The 19,588-nt window shown below is 57.6% G+C and carries 16 protein-coding genes and 4 pseudogenes; 11 read left to right on the forward strand and 9 right to left on the reverse strand.

The features are described from left to right. Positions 1-522 precede the first annotated feature (522 nt). Positions 523-870, reverse strand: a pseudogene (locus AB4Z52_RS26055) (GSU2403 family nucleotidyltransferase fold protein); the annotation flags it as partial. 191 nt (positions 871-1,061) lie between these two features. Next, on the reverse strand, positions 1,062-1,490 hold the full coding sequence (locus AB4Z52_RS26060) for a DUF4168 domain-containing protein (RefSeq protein ID WP_442220866.1): 429 nt from the start codon (positions 1,488-1,490) through the stop codon (positions 1,062-1,064). A gap of 1,147 nt (positions 1,491-2,637) precedes the next feature. Between AB4Z52_RS26060 and AB4Z52_RS26065 the strand changes: the two genes are divergently transcribed. Beyond that, on the forward strand, positions 2,638-3,141 hold the full coding sequence (locus AB4Z52_RS26065; RefSeq protein ID WP_442220794.1) for a hypothetical protein: 504 nt from the start codon (positions 2,638-2,640) through the stop codon (positions 3,139-3,141). Positions 3,142-3,676: 535 nt separating this feature from the next. Here AB4Z52_RS26065 and AB4Z52_RS26070 read toward each other — a convergent pair. Continuing rightward, positions 3,677-4,600, reverse strand: coding sequence for a LysR substrate-binding domain-containing protein (locus tag AB4Z52_RS26070; RefSeq protein ID WP_442220795.1), 924 nt, complete (start codon positions 4,598-4,600; stop codon positions 3,677-3,679). Between the two features lie 158 nt (positions 4,601-4,758). Between AB4Z52_RS26070 and AB4Z52_RS26075 the strand changes: the two genes are divergently transcribed. The 4 genes and pseudogenes from AB4Z52_RS26075 to AB4Z52_RS26090 form a co-directional block, all read left to right on the forward strand. Further along, positions 4,759-5,604: a DODA-type extradiol aromatic ring-opening family dioxygenase gene (locus AB4Z52_RS26075; RefSeq protein WP_442220796.1), complete on the forward strand. Its 846-nt coding sequence runs from the start codon at positions 4,759-4,761 to the stop codon at positions 5,602-5,604. After that, positions 5,604-5,978, forward strand: a complete 375-nt coding sequence (locus AB4Z52_RS26080; protein ID WP_442220797.1) for a glutathione S-transferase N-terminal domain-containing protein — start codon at positions 5,604-5,606, stop codon at positions 5,976-5,978. Before AB4Z52_RS26075 ends, AB4Z52_RS26080 begins: the two co-directional genes overlap by 1 nt. 31 nt (positions 5,979-6,009) lie before the next feature. Then, positions 6,010-6,414, forward strand: coding sequence for a DoxX family protein (locus tag AB4Z52_RS26085; RefSeq protein ID WP_442220798.1), 405 nt, complete (start codon positions 6,010-6,012; stop codon positions 6,412-6,414). A 175-nt stretch (positions 6,415-6,589) separates the two neighbouring features. Beyond that, positions 6,590-6,703: pseudogene (locus AB4Z52_RS26090) on the forward strand (IS5 family transposase); the annotation flags it as partial. Here the strand turns inward: AB4Z52_RS26090 and AB4Z52_RS26095 are convergent. The 5 genes from AB4Z52_RS26095 to AB4Z52_RS26115 form a co-directional block, all read right to left on the reverse strand. Further along, a complete protein-coding gene (locus AB4Z52_RS26095; protein WP_442220799.1) occupies positions 6,696-7,223 on the reverse strand; it encodes a MucR family transcriptional regulator in 528 nt (175 codons plus the stop codon). The pseudogene AB4Z52_RS26090 and the gene AB4Z52_RS26095 overlap by 8 nt on opposite strands. 526 nt (positions 7,224-7,749) lie before the next feature. Then, on the reverse strand, positions 7,750-8,748 hold the full coding sequence (locus AB4Z52_RS26100; protein ID WP_442220800.1) for an acyltransferase family protein: 999 nt from the start codon (positions 8,746-8,748) through the stop codon (positions 7,750-7,752). 647 nt (positions 8,749-9,395) lie between these two features. Then, positions 9,396-10,739, reverse strand: coding sequence for an acetyl-CoA hydrolase/transferase family protein (locus AB4Z52_RS26105; RefSeq protein WP_442220801.1), 1,344 nt, complete (start codon positions 10,737-10,739; stop codon positions 9,396-9,398). A gap of 389 nt (positions 10,740-11,128) precedes the next feature. Next, positions 11,129-11,587, reverse strand: coding sequence for an ArsR/SmtB family transcription factor (locus tag AB4Z52_RS26110; RefSeq protein ID WP_442220802.1), 459 nt, complete (start codon positions 11,585-11,587; stop codon positions 11,129-11,131). After that, the gene (locus AB4Z52_RS26115) at positions 11,584-12,219 is read right to left on the reverse strand and encodes a peroxiredoxin (RefSeq protein ID WP_442220803.1); all 636 of its coding nucleotides are present in this window, start codon (positions 12,217-12,219) and stop codon (positions 11,584-11,586) included. The genes AB4Z52_RS26110 and AB4Z52_RS26115 overlap by 4 nt, the downstream gene beginning before the upstream one ends. A gap of 143 nt (positions 12,220-12,362) precedes the next feature. On the opposite strand from AB4Z52_RS26115, the gene AB4Z52_RS26120 reads away from it, so the two are divergent. The 6 genes and pseudogenes from AB4Z52_RS26120 to AB4Z52_RS26145 all read left to right on the forward strand — a co-directional run. Further along, positions 12,363-13,310 (forward strand): MBL fold metallo-hydrolase, encoded by a 948-nt coding sequence (locus AB4Z52_RS26120; RefSeq protein WP_442220804.1) that lies wholly within the window; start codon positions 12,363-12,365, stop codon positions 13,308-13,310. Next, positions 13,307-13,738: a YeeE/YedE family protein gene (locus AB4Z52_RS26125; RefSeq protein WP_442220805.1), complete on the forward strand. Its 432-nt coding sequence runs from the start codon at positions 13,307-13,309 to the stop codon at positions 13,736-13,738. The genes AB4Z52_RS26120 and AB4Z52_RS26125 overlap by 4 nt, the downstream gene beginning before the upstream one ends. Beyond that, positions 13,738-14,178, forward strand: a complete 441-nt coding sequence (locus tag AB4Z52_RS26130) for a DUF6691 family protein (RefSeq protein WP_442220806.1) — start codon at positions 13,738-13,740, stop codon at positions 14,176-14,178. The genes AB4Z52_RS26125 and AB4Z52_RS26130 overlap by 1 nt, the downstream gene beginning before the upstream one ends. A 93-nt stretch (positions 14,179-14,271) precedes the next feature. Next, a pseudogene (locus AB4Z52_RS26135) lies at positions 14,272-14,787 on the forward strand (TIGR01244 family phosphatase); the annotation flags it as partial. A gap of 24 nt (positions 14,788-14,811) precedes the next feature. Then, positions 14,812-15,603: a sulfite exporter TauE/SafE family protein gene (locus tag AB4Z52_RS26140; RefSeq protein ID WP_442220807.1), complete on the forward strand. Its 792-nt coding sequence runs from the start codon at positions 14,812-14,814 to the stop codon at positions 15,601-15,603. Between the two features lie 797 nt (positions 15,604-16,400). Beyond that, a pseudogene (locus tag AB4Z52_RS26145) lies at positions 16,401-16,680 on the forward strand (hypothetical protein); the annotation flags it as partial. Between the two features lie 115 nt (positions 16,681-16,795). On the opposite strand, the gene AB4Z52_RS26150 reads toward AB4Z52_RS26145, so the two are convergent. Beyond that, entirely contained in the window at positions 16,796-19,324 is a 2,529-nt protein-coding gene (locus AB4Z52_RS26150; RefSeq protein WP_442220808.1) for a methyl-accepting chemotaxis protein, read from the reverse strand. Between the last annotated feature and the right edge of the window lie 264 nt (positions 19,325-19,588).

The raw sequence follows: 19,588 nt of genomic DNA on the forward strand, positions 1-19,588 counted from the left end.
ATTGGTGGGGGGATTACCCCTCAAGCTGGATTCATCGAGCACGTAAGATCGCAATGCGACATTTCTGTCCCAGGCGAGACTCTATGCGACTTTTGAAGCGCAAACCATGGACGTGCCTGAGATATGATTGTGAATCTGCAGCGAACACTGACCCCGATGAATTTGGCGTTAAGCACCTGATATCGCTGATCGATTATCAGTGCGGTTGGGTCATCATCGGCGCCGGTTGCATCCCGCCGACTTGCCAAATTGCAACGAAACCTAAGCGCCTCGCGCTCCCGGCGAGGGGTCAGTGTTCGCTGCGGATTCACAGTCATGACGCCAGATCCCACATATCAATGGCTGCTTGGTTAATGTTAGAGCGCCCGCTCCGATCTTCGGAGTGATCGAAAGCCGGAGATCGGCCGAGCAGCCGAGGGCGCCGAAGTTCGGTAAAATCGGCGGCATGATTGAAATTGATTGGCGGCATTGCCGATCATCGTCTGCGTCGGCAGCATGATCGGCGACTTCCCGATCGATCGGCTACGAGGTTACCCTCTTGCCAAGTTCATCCATCGATACGTCCATGGCAGTCGCCAGTGCCGCCTTGCCATTGTCAGGCATCATCGCCAGTCCGAAAATGATGCCCTCCTGCCATGCGTTGCCCCGATCCCATGCCTCACGGTAGGCATCGGCCAGCACATCACCCTGTCGCGTCTCCAGCAGAGCCTCGAAGAGCAACGAGGATTGCAGTAGATCCTTGTCGCGCTTTGCCCTCCCGAGCGCGTCGGTGAGCCGCTTAGAGGCCACGATGAGTTTGTGGACGGAGTACCGCTCGGGAGCCGGGACAATTACGCTCACACCTTCACGGTGCAGCAGGACGGTCCGCACGATCTATTTAGCACCAACCGGGAATGTCACTCGATGACTGGACCATCCCAGGGCCCCGGCTCGATAATTTGTCGCTGCCAAGCAGAGAAGTCGATGAGGAGTTGAGGCTTACGTTGCAAGTGGCCCAAGCGAGATTGCTAAAGCGGCCATTCAGGCCGCTTCTAGGCACGTGATCCCGAACCAGGCACAGCTTACTGCTGCGCGGGCGCTGATTTCTGAAGCTTTTCCTGAACTTTCTTAGCGAACGTCGGATCGCTCTGCGCGGCTGTCAGAATCGCACTATATTCATCCACCGACATTCCCGGAGAGGCTTGAACAGCCTGAACCATTTGTTTGCTAGCTTCGGTCTGCAACTGTTGTTTCGCGGTCGGATCAGACGTTGCATCGAGTTTGGCCGTATATTCCTGCCTGACCTTGTCGACCTGGCGATAGGCGACCGCAAAGGCTTCGATTTTCTGATCGCTGATGGCTGCGGCGGCGCCATTGCTATCGGCTTGCGCCGGGGTCGGCGGTTTCTCTTGAACTTTCTCCTGTGCAAATGCAGCGTTGCCGAGAATCATCAAGCTGAAAACCGCAGCGGTCACCGATGCAGCATGGGTATAGCGAGTAATCATATTCATTCCTTCGTGGTTGCGATTCATTCCTTTGATGCCGCGGCGTGAGCAGCGGCATCGTACCTTGCTCCGGCCGTGGATTAGGGTTGAGCAACGATCGGGCGACAATGCGGCCCTCGGAAGATAACCGCGTGGCAATAGCGAGGTGATCTGCTGACCATTGAGTGGCCACTTCATGGCGCTCCGCTTGAGCGCATCGACGTACTCGCTGGGACTTGTGAGGAGCATCGGAAAGACTGCCGGTGGCGCCCGAGTCGCTGCAGCGCTCAATGCATGAGCGCTAACACACGCGGTTCGACTCAATTTCCAAGGACGATACCTTCCATCAGCACATCCAAACGGCGCCCGCCGAGTTTGGTCTGAGATGATGCCGCTTGTCTGAGCTATAGGCTGTTCACCCACCGCCGTGATGCGCGTGGCATCCACCGCCAGTTACTCCAGCACCAACACGACGAACTGAGGCACCGAAGCACGAACTCGTGGAACGCCTTGCGCAAGGCAGAGCGTTTGTCACGGCGGAAATCAGCGATCGTTTTGAAATCACGCCTGGGATTCTGGCGGCCAGATGACCTCGATGTTGTGCGATGAGGCTCGGCCTCGCCGGTTGGTTTCATAATCTCCATGTGCGCGATGGCCTGCGCTTTCTGGTTCCTATCCGCGCCAGCGTTTGCCCAAGACCCTGCAAATCAGCCGGATCGCGGTGGCCAATAGGGGTTGGCGTATTGATTCGGAACACTAGATGCTCTATAAGCTTAACGTAACGTGAACTTATGACCGCTGTTGTCGTTTCCGGCGCGCCTCGTGGGATGGAATTTCAGATCCGTCCTCTTAGCGCCGAGTTCTGGCATCAAAGTCATATCCGCGTACGACAACCAGGATGAGGGCGTGGCGAGCTTCATCCGCAGGAAGGTTGCCCCTAAGTCTGTCGATACAGATCGTCATCCCGCATGGTAAGCACCGCCGGCTTCAATAGGCCAGCGGTTCAAAAGAATATTCGCGGCATCACCGGTCTACGGCCAGAACGTACCCGCGATGCGTTCGCCGCCGGCTACTCGGCAGCTCTGGATGCAGCCGGAGGAGGCGATCAAGAGGGAAATCAACAAGAGTGACCGGCTTAAGTATACGTAAATGACAAGCTGCAAAGGAGCGAACATTGAGTGATGTTTTCGTCCAGTTTGACCAGGGAACACGGATCGAAGGTCCGATCGACCAAGTGAAGGAGATCGTGGAGGATCACATAAAGGCGCGTGTGACCGCAGGTTCCGGAGCAATGATTCGCAATGGCTCAAGGGAAATTTATTTGTTCGCAGTGGAACTCACCAAGAAGTATCCTTGGACGGGAACCATTACCTGGTCACCGTTGGAGCAGATCCGAGCCTGGCCTGCGCCTAAGATCTTCGGCGACCTTCCCGCCACAGGCGATCGCTACGAGCTGAACGGAACCTCGACCAGCTGCAACGCCAACTTAGAGGGCCTAACGGTTGCGTGGTTCGACGGCAGCAACGTTCATTTTCGGATGGATAGAGATCCAGAGGTCGTCCACGAGTTAGTCCTGAAGAAGTTCATAGAGCTCGCCCGCAAACCGAGCAGATCGATCAAATCTCGCTTGCCTGTTGGGATACTCACTGATGCGGAACGTTCGGAAACAAGGACGTAATTCAGGTTTGGGGTCATGGGCCGCGTAACAACGCCCAGCTGGGGCGCCGTTTGGCGCTCCCCTTGCAAACTAATTTAAGTTCAATCTCTTCGCGAGAGTAATGACATAGTCATCAGCGATATCGGCCAAAGTCAAAGCGACCTCTGGCTCGTGCCAGCCTGCTGCGACAACCTGTCGTACAAGTTCTTGAAATGCCAGCGCGAGAACTTCCTCGCGCCCAGCGGCTCGGCGCGGGTCATCGACCGGATGTAGAGGAGCACTGATGTTTGCTATTAGACGCGTGTGTTCCATTGATCTGATCCCAAGGTTGTCTGTGCGTTACCGAACAAATTCTGGTTCATATTTAAGGGCTTACGCATCGGCTGTCGTTAGCTGCCAATCCCGATTCTTGCCGATGCGTCCATTTCCGCACTGACGGATCATGCAAGCTCTGCCGATTACCAAGGCAAACTCGGAAGAATCGCGGACTTTGGGTGAAAAGATGCCGATGCGGCCACATCTGTAGGGCACAGAGAAGCGGCTGATGGCAAGAACATCATCCCGTCACGGTTGGGTTTTCAATCTCCGGGCAAAGGTGTGGTCGCGAAGAAAGGAAGTCTATGAAGGTGCGCACCTTGGCCGAAAGATATTTCCGGCTGGGATAGGCGGCGTAGAGCGTTGCGCTGAAGTGCAGTGTCTCCGGCAGCACCATCTCCAGCCGTCCTTCGGCGATGTCCGGCTGGATCATCAATGCCGGCAAAAAGACGAGACCCATGCCCTCGAGCGCTGCCAAGTGCAGCATGGTCTCGTTCTCGCTTTGCATCACCGTCCGGAACTTCACCGTTTCGCGGCCCTCCGGAGCATCAAAGGCTAAGCTACCGTTCGAGCTCACGCCGCTGTATTGCAGCAACGAATGTCCGTTGAGATCGGTCAGTTTCGCCGGCCGGCCGGTGCGCGCCAGATAGGCGGGCGAACCTACGGCGTGAAAAACGATCTTCGTCAGCGGGCGTGCGATGAGACCAGGATCGAGTCTTTCGGGTGTCGTTGCGCGCAGGGCGAGATCGAAGCCCTCGTCCACGAGATTGACGATCCGGCCGCTGAAATCAATATCGAGACACACCTCGGGATAACGCTGATGATATTCGGCAAACATACGGGCGACAAGGGTATTTGCAACCCACACCGGAGCGCTCAGCTTTAGCGTCCCACGAGGCGTCACCGCGACGTTGCTAACGGCGGCTTCCACCTCGTCCAGTCCATCGAGCGTCTGCCGGGCCTGATTGAAATAGAGCAGCCCGGTTTCGGTCACGCTGACGTGGCGGCTCGTCCGGTTGAGCAGTCTAGTCCCAAGCCGGTTCTCCAAATGCATTATATGTTTGCTCGCCATCGCTGGCGAAAGACCCAGGCGCTCTGCCGCGGCCGTAAAGCTTTTCAACTCCACTACAGCACAGAAGACCCGTAAACTCGTTAGCGTATCCATCGATTATCAACCTAGAGGAAATGCTTCTTCAACATTGGGCCTATAGATCAATTCATGTGAAACGTTCAATCGTCTTGTCAAAGAAACACCAGCGAAAGTGCGCGGTCCTACCGGATCCCGTTCCGCAGCTGCCGGTATCGCTTCACAGGACATACGCAATGAACAATGCCCGTCTCCCGACCTATTTCGTCAGCCATGGCGGCGGCCCATGGCCGTATATGACTGGCGAATTCCGCCGCAACTTCGACAGACTCGAGCAATCGCTGATCGAAATGAGGGCCGAGCTCGGCGACGCGCCCAAGGCAATCTTGGTGATTTCGGGCCATTGGGAGGGCGAAGGCTTCGCTATTTCGTCTGGCGCCAAACCGGGAATGGTCTACGATTATTCCGGCTTCCCGGAGTATCTCTATCACATCAAATATGGCGCGCCGGGTTCACCGGAGCTTGCCAGGCGCGTGAAGGACCTTCTGCAGGCACGCGGCCTTAAAGCGGGACTTGATCCTGCTCGCGGCTTTGACCACGGCACATTTAGCATTATGAAGCCGCTCTACCCGGACGAGGACATCCCGGTCGTTCAACTCTCACTGGATGCTAGCTACGATCCGGCACTGCACCTTGAAGCCGGGCGCGCCCTGGCACCGTTGCGCGACGAAGGCGTGCTGATCATTGGCAGCGGTCTGAGCTATCACAATCTGCGGGAAATGCGGGGCAGCAGCGGCTACGAGCCGTCGCGCCGGTTCGATGCCTGGCTCCAGCAGACGCTGATCCACTCGTCGCCCTATGAGCGCGCCGAGCGGTTGCTCGAGTGGGAGCAAGCCCCCTTTGCCCGTGCCGCACATCCACAAGAGGACCATCTCATGCCGCTGATGGTGGCCGTTGGCGCCGCCAGGGATGAATCCGGTGCCGTCTCCTACCATCAGACCGACTTCGCAGGCGGGCTCACCGCATCCAGCTTCCGCTTCGGCAATGCGCCCGAAGCTATCCCAACCCAAGGAGAAGCGTAATGACCAATCCCACTTTCAAGCCGGTTGTCTATGTCAAGGAGAACTGCCCCTTCTGCCTGAAAGTCCGACTGTTCCTACTCGAAGCTGGCATGATGGAGGCGGTTGAGATCCGTGACTTCGCGCCCGGATCGAAGCAGGAAGAGGATATTCGTGCCGAACTCAGTCCGCATCTTGCCCAGGTGAGCTTCCCATCCGCCCAGCTTGAACCGGGCCGTTACATCGCCGAGTCCGACGACATCATCGCGTTTCTGGCAGTGAAATCCGGCCGCGAGCCTACCAGCTTGCCGGTATTCGAAAACTATGTCGAAGGCCCATTCAAGATGATGATGAACCTGTGGAAAGAAAATCAACAGCTTAAGGCCGCAGCCGTCTGACCGGTTGGGCAAACAAAAGGAGAAATATGTAATGCCAAATACCGACAAATGGACGCCCTATGTCCTGGCCATTGTGCGAATTGTTACCGCCCTGCTGTTCCTCGAACATGCAACGATGAAGTTCTTCCAGTTTCCGGCGGCGATTCCGGGCGTACCCTATCCTCTGCCCGCCATCATGCTCGCAGCCGGCGCGATCGAGGTGATCACTGGATTGTTGCTGACATTAGGCTACTATACCCGCATCGCCGCGTTCATCGCCTCAGGCGAGATGGCTGCTGCCTATTTTATGGCCCATGCCCCACAAGGCTTCTGGCCAGCTCTGAACATGGGCGAGCTTGCCATCATGTTCTGCTTTACCTTCCTCTATCTCGCCTTCGCCGGCGCGGGCGCCTGGGCGCTCGACAATGCCCGGAGTGCTACGACGGCGACAGCCTAGTTCATCCGAGCCACATAAGTCTCAACCCGGTGTACTGCTGGCGGCCTTGACGTCGCAACCGTCTTGGCTGGCAGTGCTCGGCATGACGGCCCTAGTGAAACCAGCAGCAGGCCGATGGCTTCGGTCTCATCGCGCCAGCTGCAATCATCACCAGCAAACAGCGACGAAAACACAACGGATCAAACAATTCCGCAGGGTCGCCACACGCTATAATAAGACTAGAACTTCATATGCGCCGTTCTTGGCCGTCGCAGCTGCTAAGATATGGCTCCAAAACTTTGTCACCAGGGCCCAATGTCAGGTGTTTTGCCCGAGCGCTTCTGTCCAAAGCGGTGGTCTCGCGCCAACTGGGAACGCTTTTCGGAGTAGACCGGTGCAACCATTGGGTAGTCCTCAGAGAGACCCCATTTTGCGCGGTATTGATCGGGGGTCAAATTGTACTTGCTGCCCAGGTGACCCTTCATCGACTTAAACCGTTCTCCATCCTCCAGGCAAATAATGAACTCTTCGGTGACTGACTTTTGGATGGAGACTGAGGACTTTTGTTTTTTAAGGGGCGTCGCCACAACGGTCGTGCCCGACGCCTGAATACCATCTAAGGCACCATGCACGCCAGCAATCAGCTTCGCCAGTTCAGCAGTCGGCACAAAATGCTTTTGTACGTAAGCTGCAACAATGCCGGTGGTCAACTCGACAAGTAGAGGGCCGAGCTGGACCCGCTCAAGACTGGGAGTAGAAAGCCGAAGGTCGACGAGCGAAAGCCCACGGGCCGAACGGTTCTTTAACAGGCCTGCATATTTGCCGATCATCTTACTCTTCAGGGGTGAAGGCACCGTGCTCTTCCAAGCGCCAGTGCCGTTGCATGGCCGGTGAGTTAAACCAAGATGCGCTTAATAACTGCGGCAAGCAACAATTTTTATGCGAAATATCAAATAAATACAATTAAAGATTGGTGTATATGATTGAGTCTGTATTACCCTCATTTTGAAGGCTGGGGCGCACGAGCGGGACTGATCGTTTGGGGACCAAACGCTCGGACCGCCCGGTCTTCATGCCAACTCCACGGAGTTGACGGGCAAAGGCCGGACCGGCAGTGCCACTTCAGCAATAGCGTCGGTAAAGTTGAGGCCGTTGATCACAACCCGCATATGTCGCAAACAACGGACTGGCTTCACCGAAGCAGCAGCGTTAGGGATCCTGCTGCGACCGCAGCGGCAATGCTGAAGGTGATGGGAACGAGACAACTGCGCGTCCCGTCGAATATGAACCCGGTCACAGTTGGCCCCAGAAGGGCTGCCACACCCACTGCTGGATCGAAATAGCCAAGCATATGCGTCAGCTGCGATATGCCGGCTTTGGGCGTGCAGATCGCATTTTTCGGAGCATCGGGCGCTCTATATACAGATAGCAAACGATCGCAAAGGCCAGCGAACCCAATGCGACAAACCCAGGTTGCGCGGCGTGCGGCACCCCGACGCGCAACAGCAGCGCCGTTACCATGACGCCGGTAAGCACGTGCCAAATGTAAATGGAATAAGAGGCCTCCCCCAGGAACTGCAAAAATGCAAGTTTGGGAGCGCCTCGCTCCCGCTCTGCGAAAACAGCGCCCAACAACAGCAACACTGCCGGTACGCCCCAGCGAACTACCCGGTCGAAATGGGCCATCGGGTCCCTCGCCAGCAGCAGCACGAATCCGGCAATCATCAAGCCGACGGCGACGCGAAAAGGCAGCCGAAAGCCCTGCTTCCACAAGCGTCCGATGACGATTCCGGCCGCAAATTCAAGAATGATCGGCTCCGTGAAAATACGAACATAGCTGAAGGGCAGCAGGTAATGCGCAACGACGACGGTCACCAGAGCCGCCATCAGGAACCAAAACCGCCTGAGCTCCGGCAGACGCAATGAAATGGCAAAGATGAGATAGAAAAACATCTCGTAGGACAAGGTCCATCCCTGCTCGACAACGGGACGCAGTGCTTCGTCCTTCATGACGGGCAAGAAAAACAGCGAGCCGATCAAATTCCAGATGCTCAAATCCGCGTTAAAGAAGAACTGCGGTTTCAACATGGCCACGACGAATGTTGCCGCCGTCGCAACCCAGTAGAGCGGCACTATTCTGATCAGCCGGCGCAACATGAATTCTTGCGGACCGACCGGTCTTGTCTCGGTCGTGACCCACATGATGAAGCCACTGAGGACGAAGAATATATCGACACCCGCCGCTCCGATCTTGAATTCCAGGCCGTACGCTTCGCTGACATGGAAGAAAACGACGGAAATCGCGGCGATGGCCCGCAGATATTGAATGCTTGTGATGTCGCTACCGATTTTCAAGATGGTGCCTCGCTGGACTGGAACGCCATCGCCGACACGTTGGGGGCCGGTTTAGCGATAAAATGAGTCGAAGGCTGGCAGCCATATAGGATGGCTTGGAGGGCATGGCGGCCCGAATGTCACCGTGACAACCATGTCAGTGAAAACGGATGATTTCCCGCCGGTTTCGTGACAATAATCGGGCAATTCGGCGCGGAGCGCCTGCGTCGCCAAAATTCGGGACTCTCCTTCGTGCGCGAGAGGCTTGCCTATCTGGCGCAGATTCTGTTGGCTGCATCAGTCTATTTCATTCATCGCCATGGTCAGCCCCCGCCCGGAACGCAGGTTCGAGCACAGGCTCCATGAGCTGCCAAGTATCTTCGACTATGGCGCTCGATGCGATACGAATGTGTTGGGCTGGACAGACGCCGATATCGCAGCAGGCCCTAAGGTCCTGACAGCGGCAAACGGATGGTTTTCATGGCGATCCTTAGCCAGTCCCGTCAATCGGCATGCGGTTCCTGTCCGACCGCTTCATCACTATAGTGGTCGACAATGGCACAACACCAGCGGCGGCACGCCGATTAGCACGTTGCACAGACCACATTGGTCGCCCTGTAGGGATCTGAGACGACCTTCTCATCTCAACGCTCGGTGTTCAAAGTCCGTCAATCCAGCGCAGTGCTAACATAACGCCCTGCCCCGTGGGGTGCCCGGTCCAGATCCTCGCGAAAATCGGGGTGGGCCAGCCCGATCAGCGCCCTTGCTCGCTCGGCCACGGACTTGCCCTTAAGGTTCGTCCATCCATACTCCGTAACAACGATATGCGTGTCGTTGCGCGATGTTGTCACCGGTCCCGTCAGCGCCGGAACGATGCGCGAGAACGTGCCTTTCGCCGCTGTGGAATGACAGGCAATGATCGAACGTCCCCCCCGCGAGGCATAAGCGCCGCGCACGAAATCAACCTGGCCGCCGGACGCACTGAACTGCCTTCCGTTCACGAATTCCGAATTACACGCGCCGTTCAAATCGATCTGCAGCGTCGCATTGACCGACACCACCCGGTCATTCTGCGCGATGACGAAGGGATTGTTCACATAGTCGACTGGATAGGCCTCAACAGCCGGGTTGTTGTTCAGGAAGTCGTAAAGCGCCTGATCTCCCAGTGCAAAGGTGAAGATTGACTGCCCGACATGTGTCTGCTTGCAACTGTTGTCAACCACGCCTGCCTTGATTAGCCTGGCGAGACCGGGCGTCATCATTTCCGTGTGGATACCAAGGTGGCGATGTCGAGAAAGCCCCGAGCACACCGCATCAGGCAAAGCACCGATACCCATTTGCAGGCAATCGCCATCTTCCACCAGACCCGCGATGATCGCGCCGATGGCATCGTCCACTTCATTGCGCGCAGCGGCGGCCAACACAGGCAGGCTGACGTCGTTTTCAACCAGCGCTGTCACGCTTGATACAGGGATCATGCAATCGCCCCGCACATAAGGCATGTTGCGATTGACCTCGAGGATCAGCCGGATTCCGGGCTTTCGCGATACCGTGAGCGCATAATCGGTGCTGGCGCCAAGGCTGAAATTGCCATCCATATCCATCGGCGAGACGGTTGCAATCAACGTGTCCACACCGACATGCTCGACCATCGAGCGCGGCACCTGGCTGAAATGACAGGGTACCAAGTCGACGGCGGGCAACGCCTCCGCCGATCGCCTCTTGTCGAGCGCACGCTCCACGCCTCCATGAAAGTAACTCATCGGGACGATCACGTCGCGCAGTTCGAAATCAAACACGCTGGTGCCGGCGACACCAGTGCAAAGAAGATAATAGAGCCGCACATTCTCGACGGCCCCCGCGCGGGCCCGTTCAGCAAACGCCGCAAGGATAGCCGGTGGCTGACCGGCAGCCAGTGGCATCGCGACCTTCGCCCCGGACGGGATCATCGTGACCGCCCTGTTTGCGGATGTCAGCCGTTCGCGATACAGCCTCTGATGGATCGTGGTCATTGGGCCCTCCTCCCAGTGCATTTTCAGAACAAATCGGCAGGCACCGTAACGTTAACCGAGCATCGATCAAAATGTGGGATCTGGTGGGATGACCAGATTTGCCCGTGACACTCTATATCATCGCCACCGATTTCCAGAGGAGTTGACTACGATCACAGTGCGAGCCGCTCGCCGCAAACCTCTTTGACCAGGGATTGGAGCAACTTGATGTGGTCGACCAGCCAACCAAGTTCTTCCGTGGCAACTTCATAATGGGGTCAATAGCGGGCATAGACTTAGGCGCGGTCAAGCCGGGAAAAGCATCGCCGTGCAATTTAGCTGTCGCTCGACCATGCCTCGATCAGCCTTGGCGCTGGCGGCAGGCATGTAGTTTTGCTTCAATTTCTCAGTTAGCGCTCAACTGGATCGAGGCGCGCGAAATGCGCCGCCTCGCCCATGGCAAGCCCGTTTGTAACCGGTACCGGACGGGGAGGCTGGAGTGTCACTGTGGCAGAGATGACGGATGCCGAGGTCGGCACGGCGGCGGCTATGTCCGGCGCGCAAAACAGGCTGAACAGCATATCCATGACGATCTTTGCCCGCCCGTCGGCGATTGAGTAGTAGATCTGCCGCGAAGCGCGGCGCGTCTTAACTAGTCCCGACTGTCTAAGCTCCGCCAATTGTTGCGAGAGTGCGGGTTGCTTGATGCCGAGGCCGTCCTGAATGTCGCTGACCGACCGCTCCTTTGCAGCGATGTGGCAAAGAAGCATCAGCCGGTTGGCATTGCCGAACTGGCGCATGAATTCCGCCGCTTCAGGAGCTTTTTCCTGAAGCGTGCCGAGCAAAACATCCGGTTTCCCGCCAATCATGCCCGCTTCTCCCGAAAATACCAGCTTTCGCCGTCCCGGACTTTATCGGCCGAAGGGCCGAAGGCAATCGTGGCCTGTTCGATGAGGTTCTGGCCGGGGCGCCATCCTTCAGGGGTGGAAGCTTCCTCGCGCTCGGATGCCTGCAGGGCCGCCACGAGGCGCAGCAGTTCGTCGACGGATCGGCCGACATTCATCGGATACCAGACGACGGCCCGGATGATGCCTGTGGGGTCGATGACATAGGTGGCGCGCACCGTCGCACTGCTGGGTGCTGTACTGTCGAGCATGCCGTAGGCGCGCGCGATCACCATGGAGGGGTCTTCCACGACGGGGAATTTGATCGTCACTGCGAACCGATCTTGGATATCGCGCAACCAGGCGACATGGGAATAGAGACTGTCGACCGAAAGCCCCAACAGAGCGCAACCGAGTTTGTCGAATTCAGGCTGTGCCCTGGCAAAGGCAATGAACTCACTTGTGCAAACGGGCGTGAAATCTGCGGGGTGCGAGAAAAACACAAGCCATCGCCCACGAAAGCCAGAAAGCGCGATCTCGCCAGCGGTCGACCGCGCCGTAAAGCCGGGGGCGAGATCGTTCATGCGTGGCGGGACTATCTCTGGGACGTCGTTCATTCTGCGGTCGCTCACTATTGGGCTTTTAAGGTTGAGGGATGCGATCCTTACCTGAAGACCCCTTTGATTTCCACAAAATACATACTTGCATAGATATTGTATATATGTATCTTTGCTACGGTCATTTCACGGAGACAGCAGTCATGAACGAGAGAAGTCCTGATGTTGCGCTCGATCACGCCAGCGCCGTCATCGCCGCGGCGCTCGTTGCCCAAATACGCCGCGCCGTCGTCAAATCTTTCTTTGATAGTCAAACCTTTACCGTTAGCCACGTGGTGCGTGATCCCGGTTCAAACGCCTGTGCCATCATCGACAGTGTGCTTGATTACGACGCTGCCTCGGGTCGCACGACCAGCGTGTCAGCAAACGAGCTTATTAATTACATAAAATCCGCAAGTCTTGAAGTGCAGTGGCTACTGGAAACGCATGCGCATGCGGATCACCTTTCAGCGGCCCCGATGCTGCAGGCGCTTGTGGGCGGGCAACTGGCCATCGGGAAAGACATCGTCCGAGTACAGGAAGTCTTCGGCAAGATTTTCAATGCCGGCACCGAGTTCCAGCGCGACGGAAGCCAGTTCGACCAGCTTTTCAATGATGGGGACCGGTTCAGCATCGGCGGTCTGGAGGCGACGGTTCTTCATGTTCCGGGTCATACGCCTGCGTGCCTGGCCTATGTCATCGGTGATGCCATATTCCCCGGCGATACGATGTTCATGCCGGATTACGGTACGGCACGTTGCGACTTTCCAGGCGGCGACGCCCGCCAACTCTATCGCTCCATCCGCCGCTTGACCAAATTGCCGGCAAAAGCGCGCATGTTTCTCTGCCACGATTACAAGGCGCCGGGCCGTGACACTTACGTCTGGGAAACGACGGTTGGCGCGCAGCGCAGCGGCAATATCCATGTTCACGACGGCGTCACCGAAGACGAATTCTACCAAATGCGCACCGAGCGGGACGCAACGCTCGCCATGCCAAGGCTCATTCTGCCGTCCGTCCAGGTCAATATGCGCGCCGGTCAACTGCCACCCGCCGAAGACAACGGCGTCCAGTACATCAAAATTCCCGTCAACGCACTATGGGCATCATGACCCACCTTAACGCTCTCTGGCCCCTTTCGGGTGGCCTCCTAATCGGCCTTTCCGCGGCCCTCTATCTGCTTCTGAACGGCAGGATCGCCGGCATTTCCGGTCTTGCGGCATCGGCCGCCGGCCTGACCCATGCCGGCATCGGCCGCCTCGGGATTGGCTTCATGGGCGGTATTCTCGGCGGCGCGGCTTTGGCATCCGCTCTAATTCGCCGACCTGAACTGACCATGACGTCATCGCCGCTCCTGCTGGTCGCAGGCGGCCTCATCGTCGGTTTCGGCACGCGGCTTGGCTCGGGTTGCACCAGCGGTCACGCGGTCTGCGGCATAGCTCGCCTGTCTGCGCGCTCGCTGATCGCCACCGCGACCTTCATGGCGGTTGCCGCACTGACCGTGTTTGTCGTTCGAACAGTCTTCGTGGGAGGTGCATGATGTTTGCACGTATTTTGACAGCCATTGCCTGCGGGCTGCTGTTCGGGGCTGGGCTCGTCGTATCCGATATGATCAACCCGGCCCGTGTCCTGGCCTTCCTCGACATCACCGGCAACTGGGATCCCTCGCTCGCCTTCGTCATGGGCGGAGCCCTGATCCCTTCGTCAATCGCCTATCTGATCCGCAACCAACGCCCGGCGCCCGTCCTCGATACATCGTTCCATGTCCCGACCAATGGAAAGCCGGACAGAAGGTTGATCGGCGGCGCGGTTCTGTTCGGCCTTGGCTGGGGCCTTGTCGGCCTGTGTCCAGGTCCCGCCATCGCGGCTCTGACGACCGGCCGTTGGGAGCCAGTGCTGTTCACCGTCGCCATGCTGGCGGGCATGGTCGCCTATCGTTTCACGCTCGGCCGGCCGGTGCCGGACTACAATTTCAAATAGTCCTTAGGAGGACACCATGGATATCCGCAAGCTCACTGACGCGCTCGCAGCCTCTCCGCAGATCCGCATCGAGAACCTTAAGGAGCTCGCGGCGGCACCGTCATAAACGACAAGCGCGATTTCGCCATGATCCATGTCTGCCCGCCACAGGTGGCTCCCGATTTCATCCGCCCAAGCCCGCTTGCGGCCGCTAGCGGCTGGATAGAGGTCGATGAGGCGACGCTCCAGCACAAGCGGTTCGAAAACATCTTTGCGCTTGGTGATGCCGCATCGACTTCAAATGCCAAGACTGCGGCCGCAGCCCGCAAGCAGGCTCCCATCGTGGCCGAGAATCTGCTGGCAGTGATGGTCGGCAAGAAGATGCCCTGCTTCTATGACGGTTACGGTTCCTGCCCGCTAACCGTCGAGCGCGGCAAGATCGTGCTGGCCGAATTCGGTTATGGCGGCAAGCTCCTTCCGACCTTTCCGACCTGGATGATCGACGGCACGAAGCCGTCCGCACTTGCCTGGTATTTGAAGGCCGAAGCCCTGCCGCCGATCTACTGGCACTGCATGCTCAAGGGGCGTGAATGGCTTGTTTCTCCTAAACTTGAGAACGAGGCCGACTGAGGGCTGCCTGATTGGAACAAACTCATGTACCTCGATCCTCTCCAATATGGACTGGGAGCATTTTCCGGCGGGCTGGTCGGCTTCACACTCGGCCTGTTCGGCGGCGGCGGCTCTATCCTCGCCGTGCCGTTGATGGTCTATGTCGTCGGTATCCCCAGTGCCCATCTGGCAATCGGGACAAGCGCCTTCGCCGTGGCCGCCAACGCCTTTACCAATCTGATTGGTCACGCCCGGCTCGGGAACGTCAAATGGCGCTGTGCCGGCATCTACAGTGTCGCCGGCATCATCGGGGCGTTGATCGGGTCGACCATCGGCAAGATGGTCGATGGTCAGAAGCTTCTTGTTCTTTTCGCCCTGCTCATGCTGGTCGTTGGTATCCTGATGTTCAAGAAGCGTGGGGCAGAAGGCGATCCCAGTGCGCAGTGTTCACGAGAGAACGTGCACAAGGTTGCCGGTTTCGGCGCAATGACCGGGATTTTTTCAGGCTTCTTCGGTATTGGCGGAGGCTTCCTGATCGTTCCTGGCCTCGTCGCTTCGACTGGCATGCCGATCCTCTATGCCATTGGTTCTTCGCTGGTCGCCGTCACCGCGTTCGGGCTAACGACTGCCTTGAACTATGCATTGTCGGGCTATGTAGACTGGGCGTTGGCGGCAATCTTCGTCGGCGGCGGGGTTGCCGGCGGTATTGTCGGCGCTTCTTTGGCTCGGCATCTCTCTACCCGGAAAGGCATCTTGAACAGCCTGTTTGCTACGCTCATTTTCGTTGTCGCCGCCTATATGCTCTATCGGAGTGTTGGCCAGTCGCCAAATACATAACACCGAAAATGGAAGCACACCTATGCTCGAGAACGATAACGTCCGATGCGAGGCTCTGTCCGGGAGAACGCTGCTACAAGCCCATTGTCGTCACCGAATTCCGGCAATACTAGAGTTGATCGTTGATGCTTCCGCAGGTCAACTCCACCTATCCCGGCTTCCTTCCAGATTTTGGTTCGTCGGCACGACCGGTGCCACCATCTTCTCTTCGCCGGTGTTTAGGAGTGTGCCGATCATGGTGTTCAGCTTCCTGAAGCCGTCCTCGCGGTCGATCAGCGGCGCAAGATTGCGCGCCCTGTCCCTGATCGAATTCAGGAATTCGGTTCCGGACGCGCGGCAGAACTCGTAGAGTTTCGCCTCTACGGCGCCCCTCCCATTGTGCGCGCGGCGTCTTTCCGGGCACGCGACGGTGCCAGGTTGTCGAGCAGTTTGCGCAACGGACCTGCAAGGTGCGTGCCCAGATAGGGATGTCCCCTGCCACTTGGTAGGGCCTCTTGCGGATGTTGATTGAAAGGCCCGGCAGTTCGATCATCGACCGGCTGCGGTGGGCCGAGACGTAGATGAAGTAGGGACCGTCCTGCACATGCTGGACGGGCCCGGCCTCGATGTCGCTGCGGTCGGCGACAACCGCGCCCAGCACGAGCTTCGCCACAAGTCGCGGCCAGATGGGTCGGACGACCATTTCGTCCGGCTCAGCACTACCCAAAATGCACGTCATTCACAAACCGTCGAAGCTCGCCCGCCCCATAGCGTCGTCGGATGCGGCGGTCCTCTGCGTCGTCTCCGGTTGGGGCGTAATGATCACCGACAAGCTGCGATCATACGGAGCGGCAAAGCGCGACATCATGCCGGGTGTCGAACATCGCTCCCCGCAAAGGCCTGAACAGCCGGGCGGAAAATTTCCATCAGCCTATCAATGATCCGATTGCCAATTTCTTCGACATTTGACGCCACGATATCGCGTCAGCCCACCATCGAGCACTGCGAGACTTCGCCATGCAGATTTGGCGAAACTTCGCCCGCCTTCAAGCTACCCGATCGCAGCAAATATCGCACTCCCTTGGCCTTGGCGCGTAGTTTAGGACGCCAGTTACAGCCTTGAAGCGTTTCCTTGAAACGATGAAGACTCTAGGCGGAAACCATGAATCACATCTCAACGCACGTTAACAGGTTCTGAGATTACCTCCTGCCATCATGCCGCGGCCTCGTAACCCCTTGAAACCTGGCTCTCGTGGCCTTCAAGGCGAAAGCGAGCAATCATATCAGTAAGCGCAAGTGCTTCCGACGACAGCTGCCGGGTCGCAGCATTCGTCTCTTCCACCATCGCCGCATTTTGTTGCGTCATGCGGTCAATATCGTTCACCGATGCGTTGATCGAATGGAGTGTTGTTGCCTGTTCGCGGCTTGACGAGGCGATGAGTTCAATATGACCGACGATATGGACGATCTCGCTGGAAATCTCCATCAGCGCATTGCCGGTTCGGCCGACGAATTCTGAGCCAGACGCAACCTCTCGGACGGAATTGTTGATGAGTTCGCCGATTTCCTTGGCTGCGCGCGCTGAGCGCTGCGCCAACTCCCGCACCTCCTGTGCCACGACTGCGAAGCCCTTGCCGGCCTCACCTGCTCTAGCCGCCTCGACGCCCGCATTTAGGGCCAAAAGATTGGTCTGGAAGGCGATGGCGTCGATGGCGCTGACAATCTGGACGATCTTGCCCGACGCGTCCTCAATCCGCCCCATGGCCGAAACCGCGTTTTGGACCACGGAGGCGGAGACGTCGGCGCTCTGTTTGGCACGTTGGACAAGGGCAAGCGCTGCTGCCGCCCTTCCTGAAGAGGTGTTGACGGCGGAGGAAATCTCCTCGACTGCCGCTGCGGTTTCCTCAAGTGCGGCCGCCTGTTTTTCCGTTCGTCCGGCCAGGTCATCAACGGCTTCGGCCATCTGCCGGCCATTGTCGTTGATGAGGGAAGACGTCGCGCGGATATCGCAGAGCGTCTCCCTGAGACCCGCGACAGACATGTTGAAATCCGTGCGGATCCGGTCGAGTTCGGCGGCAAATGGCGTCTCGATCGAGAAATTCAACTCCCCGCACGACAACCGCGTGAGCCCTTCTGCAAGTGCCTCGATTGCTGAGTCAACCTGCACTTTGGCGCTACGTCGCTCAAGTTCGTTGCGGGCGCGTTCCGATTCTGCATCACCGCGAGCGATTTCGGCCTGTTGCTCCATTTCGACATTCGACAGCGCATTTTGTTTGAAGACGGAAAGCGCACGGGCCATTTCCCCGATCTCGTCGCCGCGTGCTTCGCCGGTGATTGCAGTATCTAGCCTGCCTTCTGCAATCTTGCGCATCGCGGCGGTAATCTGGGTGATTGGTCCCTTCAGGGTGACGACCAGCGCGGCGCCTGCGGTCATAGCGATAAGGATGCCGAAGACAATGGCGCCGCCGGATATCCTATTGGCTTGTTGACGATCTTGACCAGCATTTTGCCTTTGCGTCTCGGCGAATTGAGCAAGTAGATTCCAGGTGTTGTCGATCTGCCCGGCAGCGCTGTCGAATTCAGCCTGTTTGTGCGCAGCACCTTCGGAGAGCGCTGCCGCATCCGCCGCAAGCAGGTCTAGGACAGGCTGAGCCTGCTTCGGAATTTCGGCAAAGACTGGATCGTCGTTCACCACGCCGGCGAGACGGCCGAGCTCGGTCTGGTACATGTAGATCGACTGCTGGACTTTCTTCACGCGCATGTCGTCCGGATTGCCGGCCAGCTCGGCGAAGCCGACGCGGATCTCGTTGTTGCTGTTGACGATGGCGCGCAGTTCGTTGCCGACGTTCGTGGCCTGCGAGATATCCTTGTCCGACGCGGCAAGCGCAAGCACGGAGGTCCGCATCAGATCGTCGCCAATCGCCTTGAGACTGTCGCCGACTGAAGCAAGATTGGCAACGATGGTATCTGTCGCTGCGACGTCCAAAGTGTCAGGCGACACCTTAGAAGTGTTCGTAATGGCATCGACGGCAGCGGCATACTGCTCGGCGACGGCTTGCCTGTCCGTCGTCATGGCAGACGAAAGCTGCTCCTTTGCCTTCTGCAAATCGGGGGCATATTTGGCAAGTAGGCTAGTTCTGTCAGCCGGCGTCGTCGCCTTCGTATAGTCATTGCGAAGTTTTGTCGCGATGCTGGCGGCCGCACTGATGGAGACGGAATTGTTCAGGCCGCCTTTGTTGGCGTTTTCCATCTTTTTCGCGCTAGCCATCAGCATGAACGAGCGTTTGCCGACCTGGCCCTGTACGTCAAGAAGTGCTGCGGAAGCAGCGTCCACATCACTGAGAATTTTCTGCTGTCCGGTTTCGATCTGCCAGATCGCTTCGATCTTTTGCGGGATGATTTGCGACTGATCAAGCGCCCGGTCAAGAAGCGCCACATCAGTCGTCGGCCTTAGGCTCTCGACCGTCTGCTTCAGGTTTGCCAGTTGCTCCCGGGCATCCGCAAGCGCGGTATCGCGGGCTTCCTGCGATGGCTTCATCAGAAAACCGGTCATGCTCGAAGAAACATGCTTGAATCCGTTAAGGGACTGCAAAACATGGTTGGAGATCTCCATCCGCCCTTCGAGAAGGCTGGACGCGTAGTACCCCGTCAGTCCCACCGCGCACAGGCTAACGACGAATGGCGCCAAAAGTACGAGTACCTTCGTCTGAATGCGGACCCGCGACATCAAACCATTTACCATGAATACACCCCCACCACCTATTGGAGCAAAACTGTCATCCTTTGCTTAAGGACCGATGAATGGGTTGATGCAAGGATGCGGGGATCACCGAAATTCAATCAGCGAGGGTGTTTATCACCGCCTTGAGCTGAACGTCTTTCGGGCGAAGACATATGGATTAAAATCCATATATAATATAGATTAATCGTTCCATCGAACCTCGATAAATGGCATGTCATTCCTGGTCTGGTCCGCCCAGCCTCTCTAGGTTTCGCGCCGACCAAG

This window comes from Rhizobium sp. 2YAF20, from assembly GCF_052114685.1.
GTDB lineage: Bacteria > Pseudomonadota > Alphaproteobacteria > Rhizobiales > Rhizobiaceae > Rhizobium.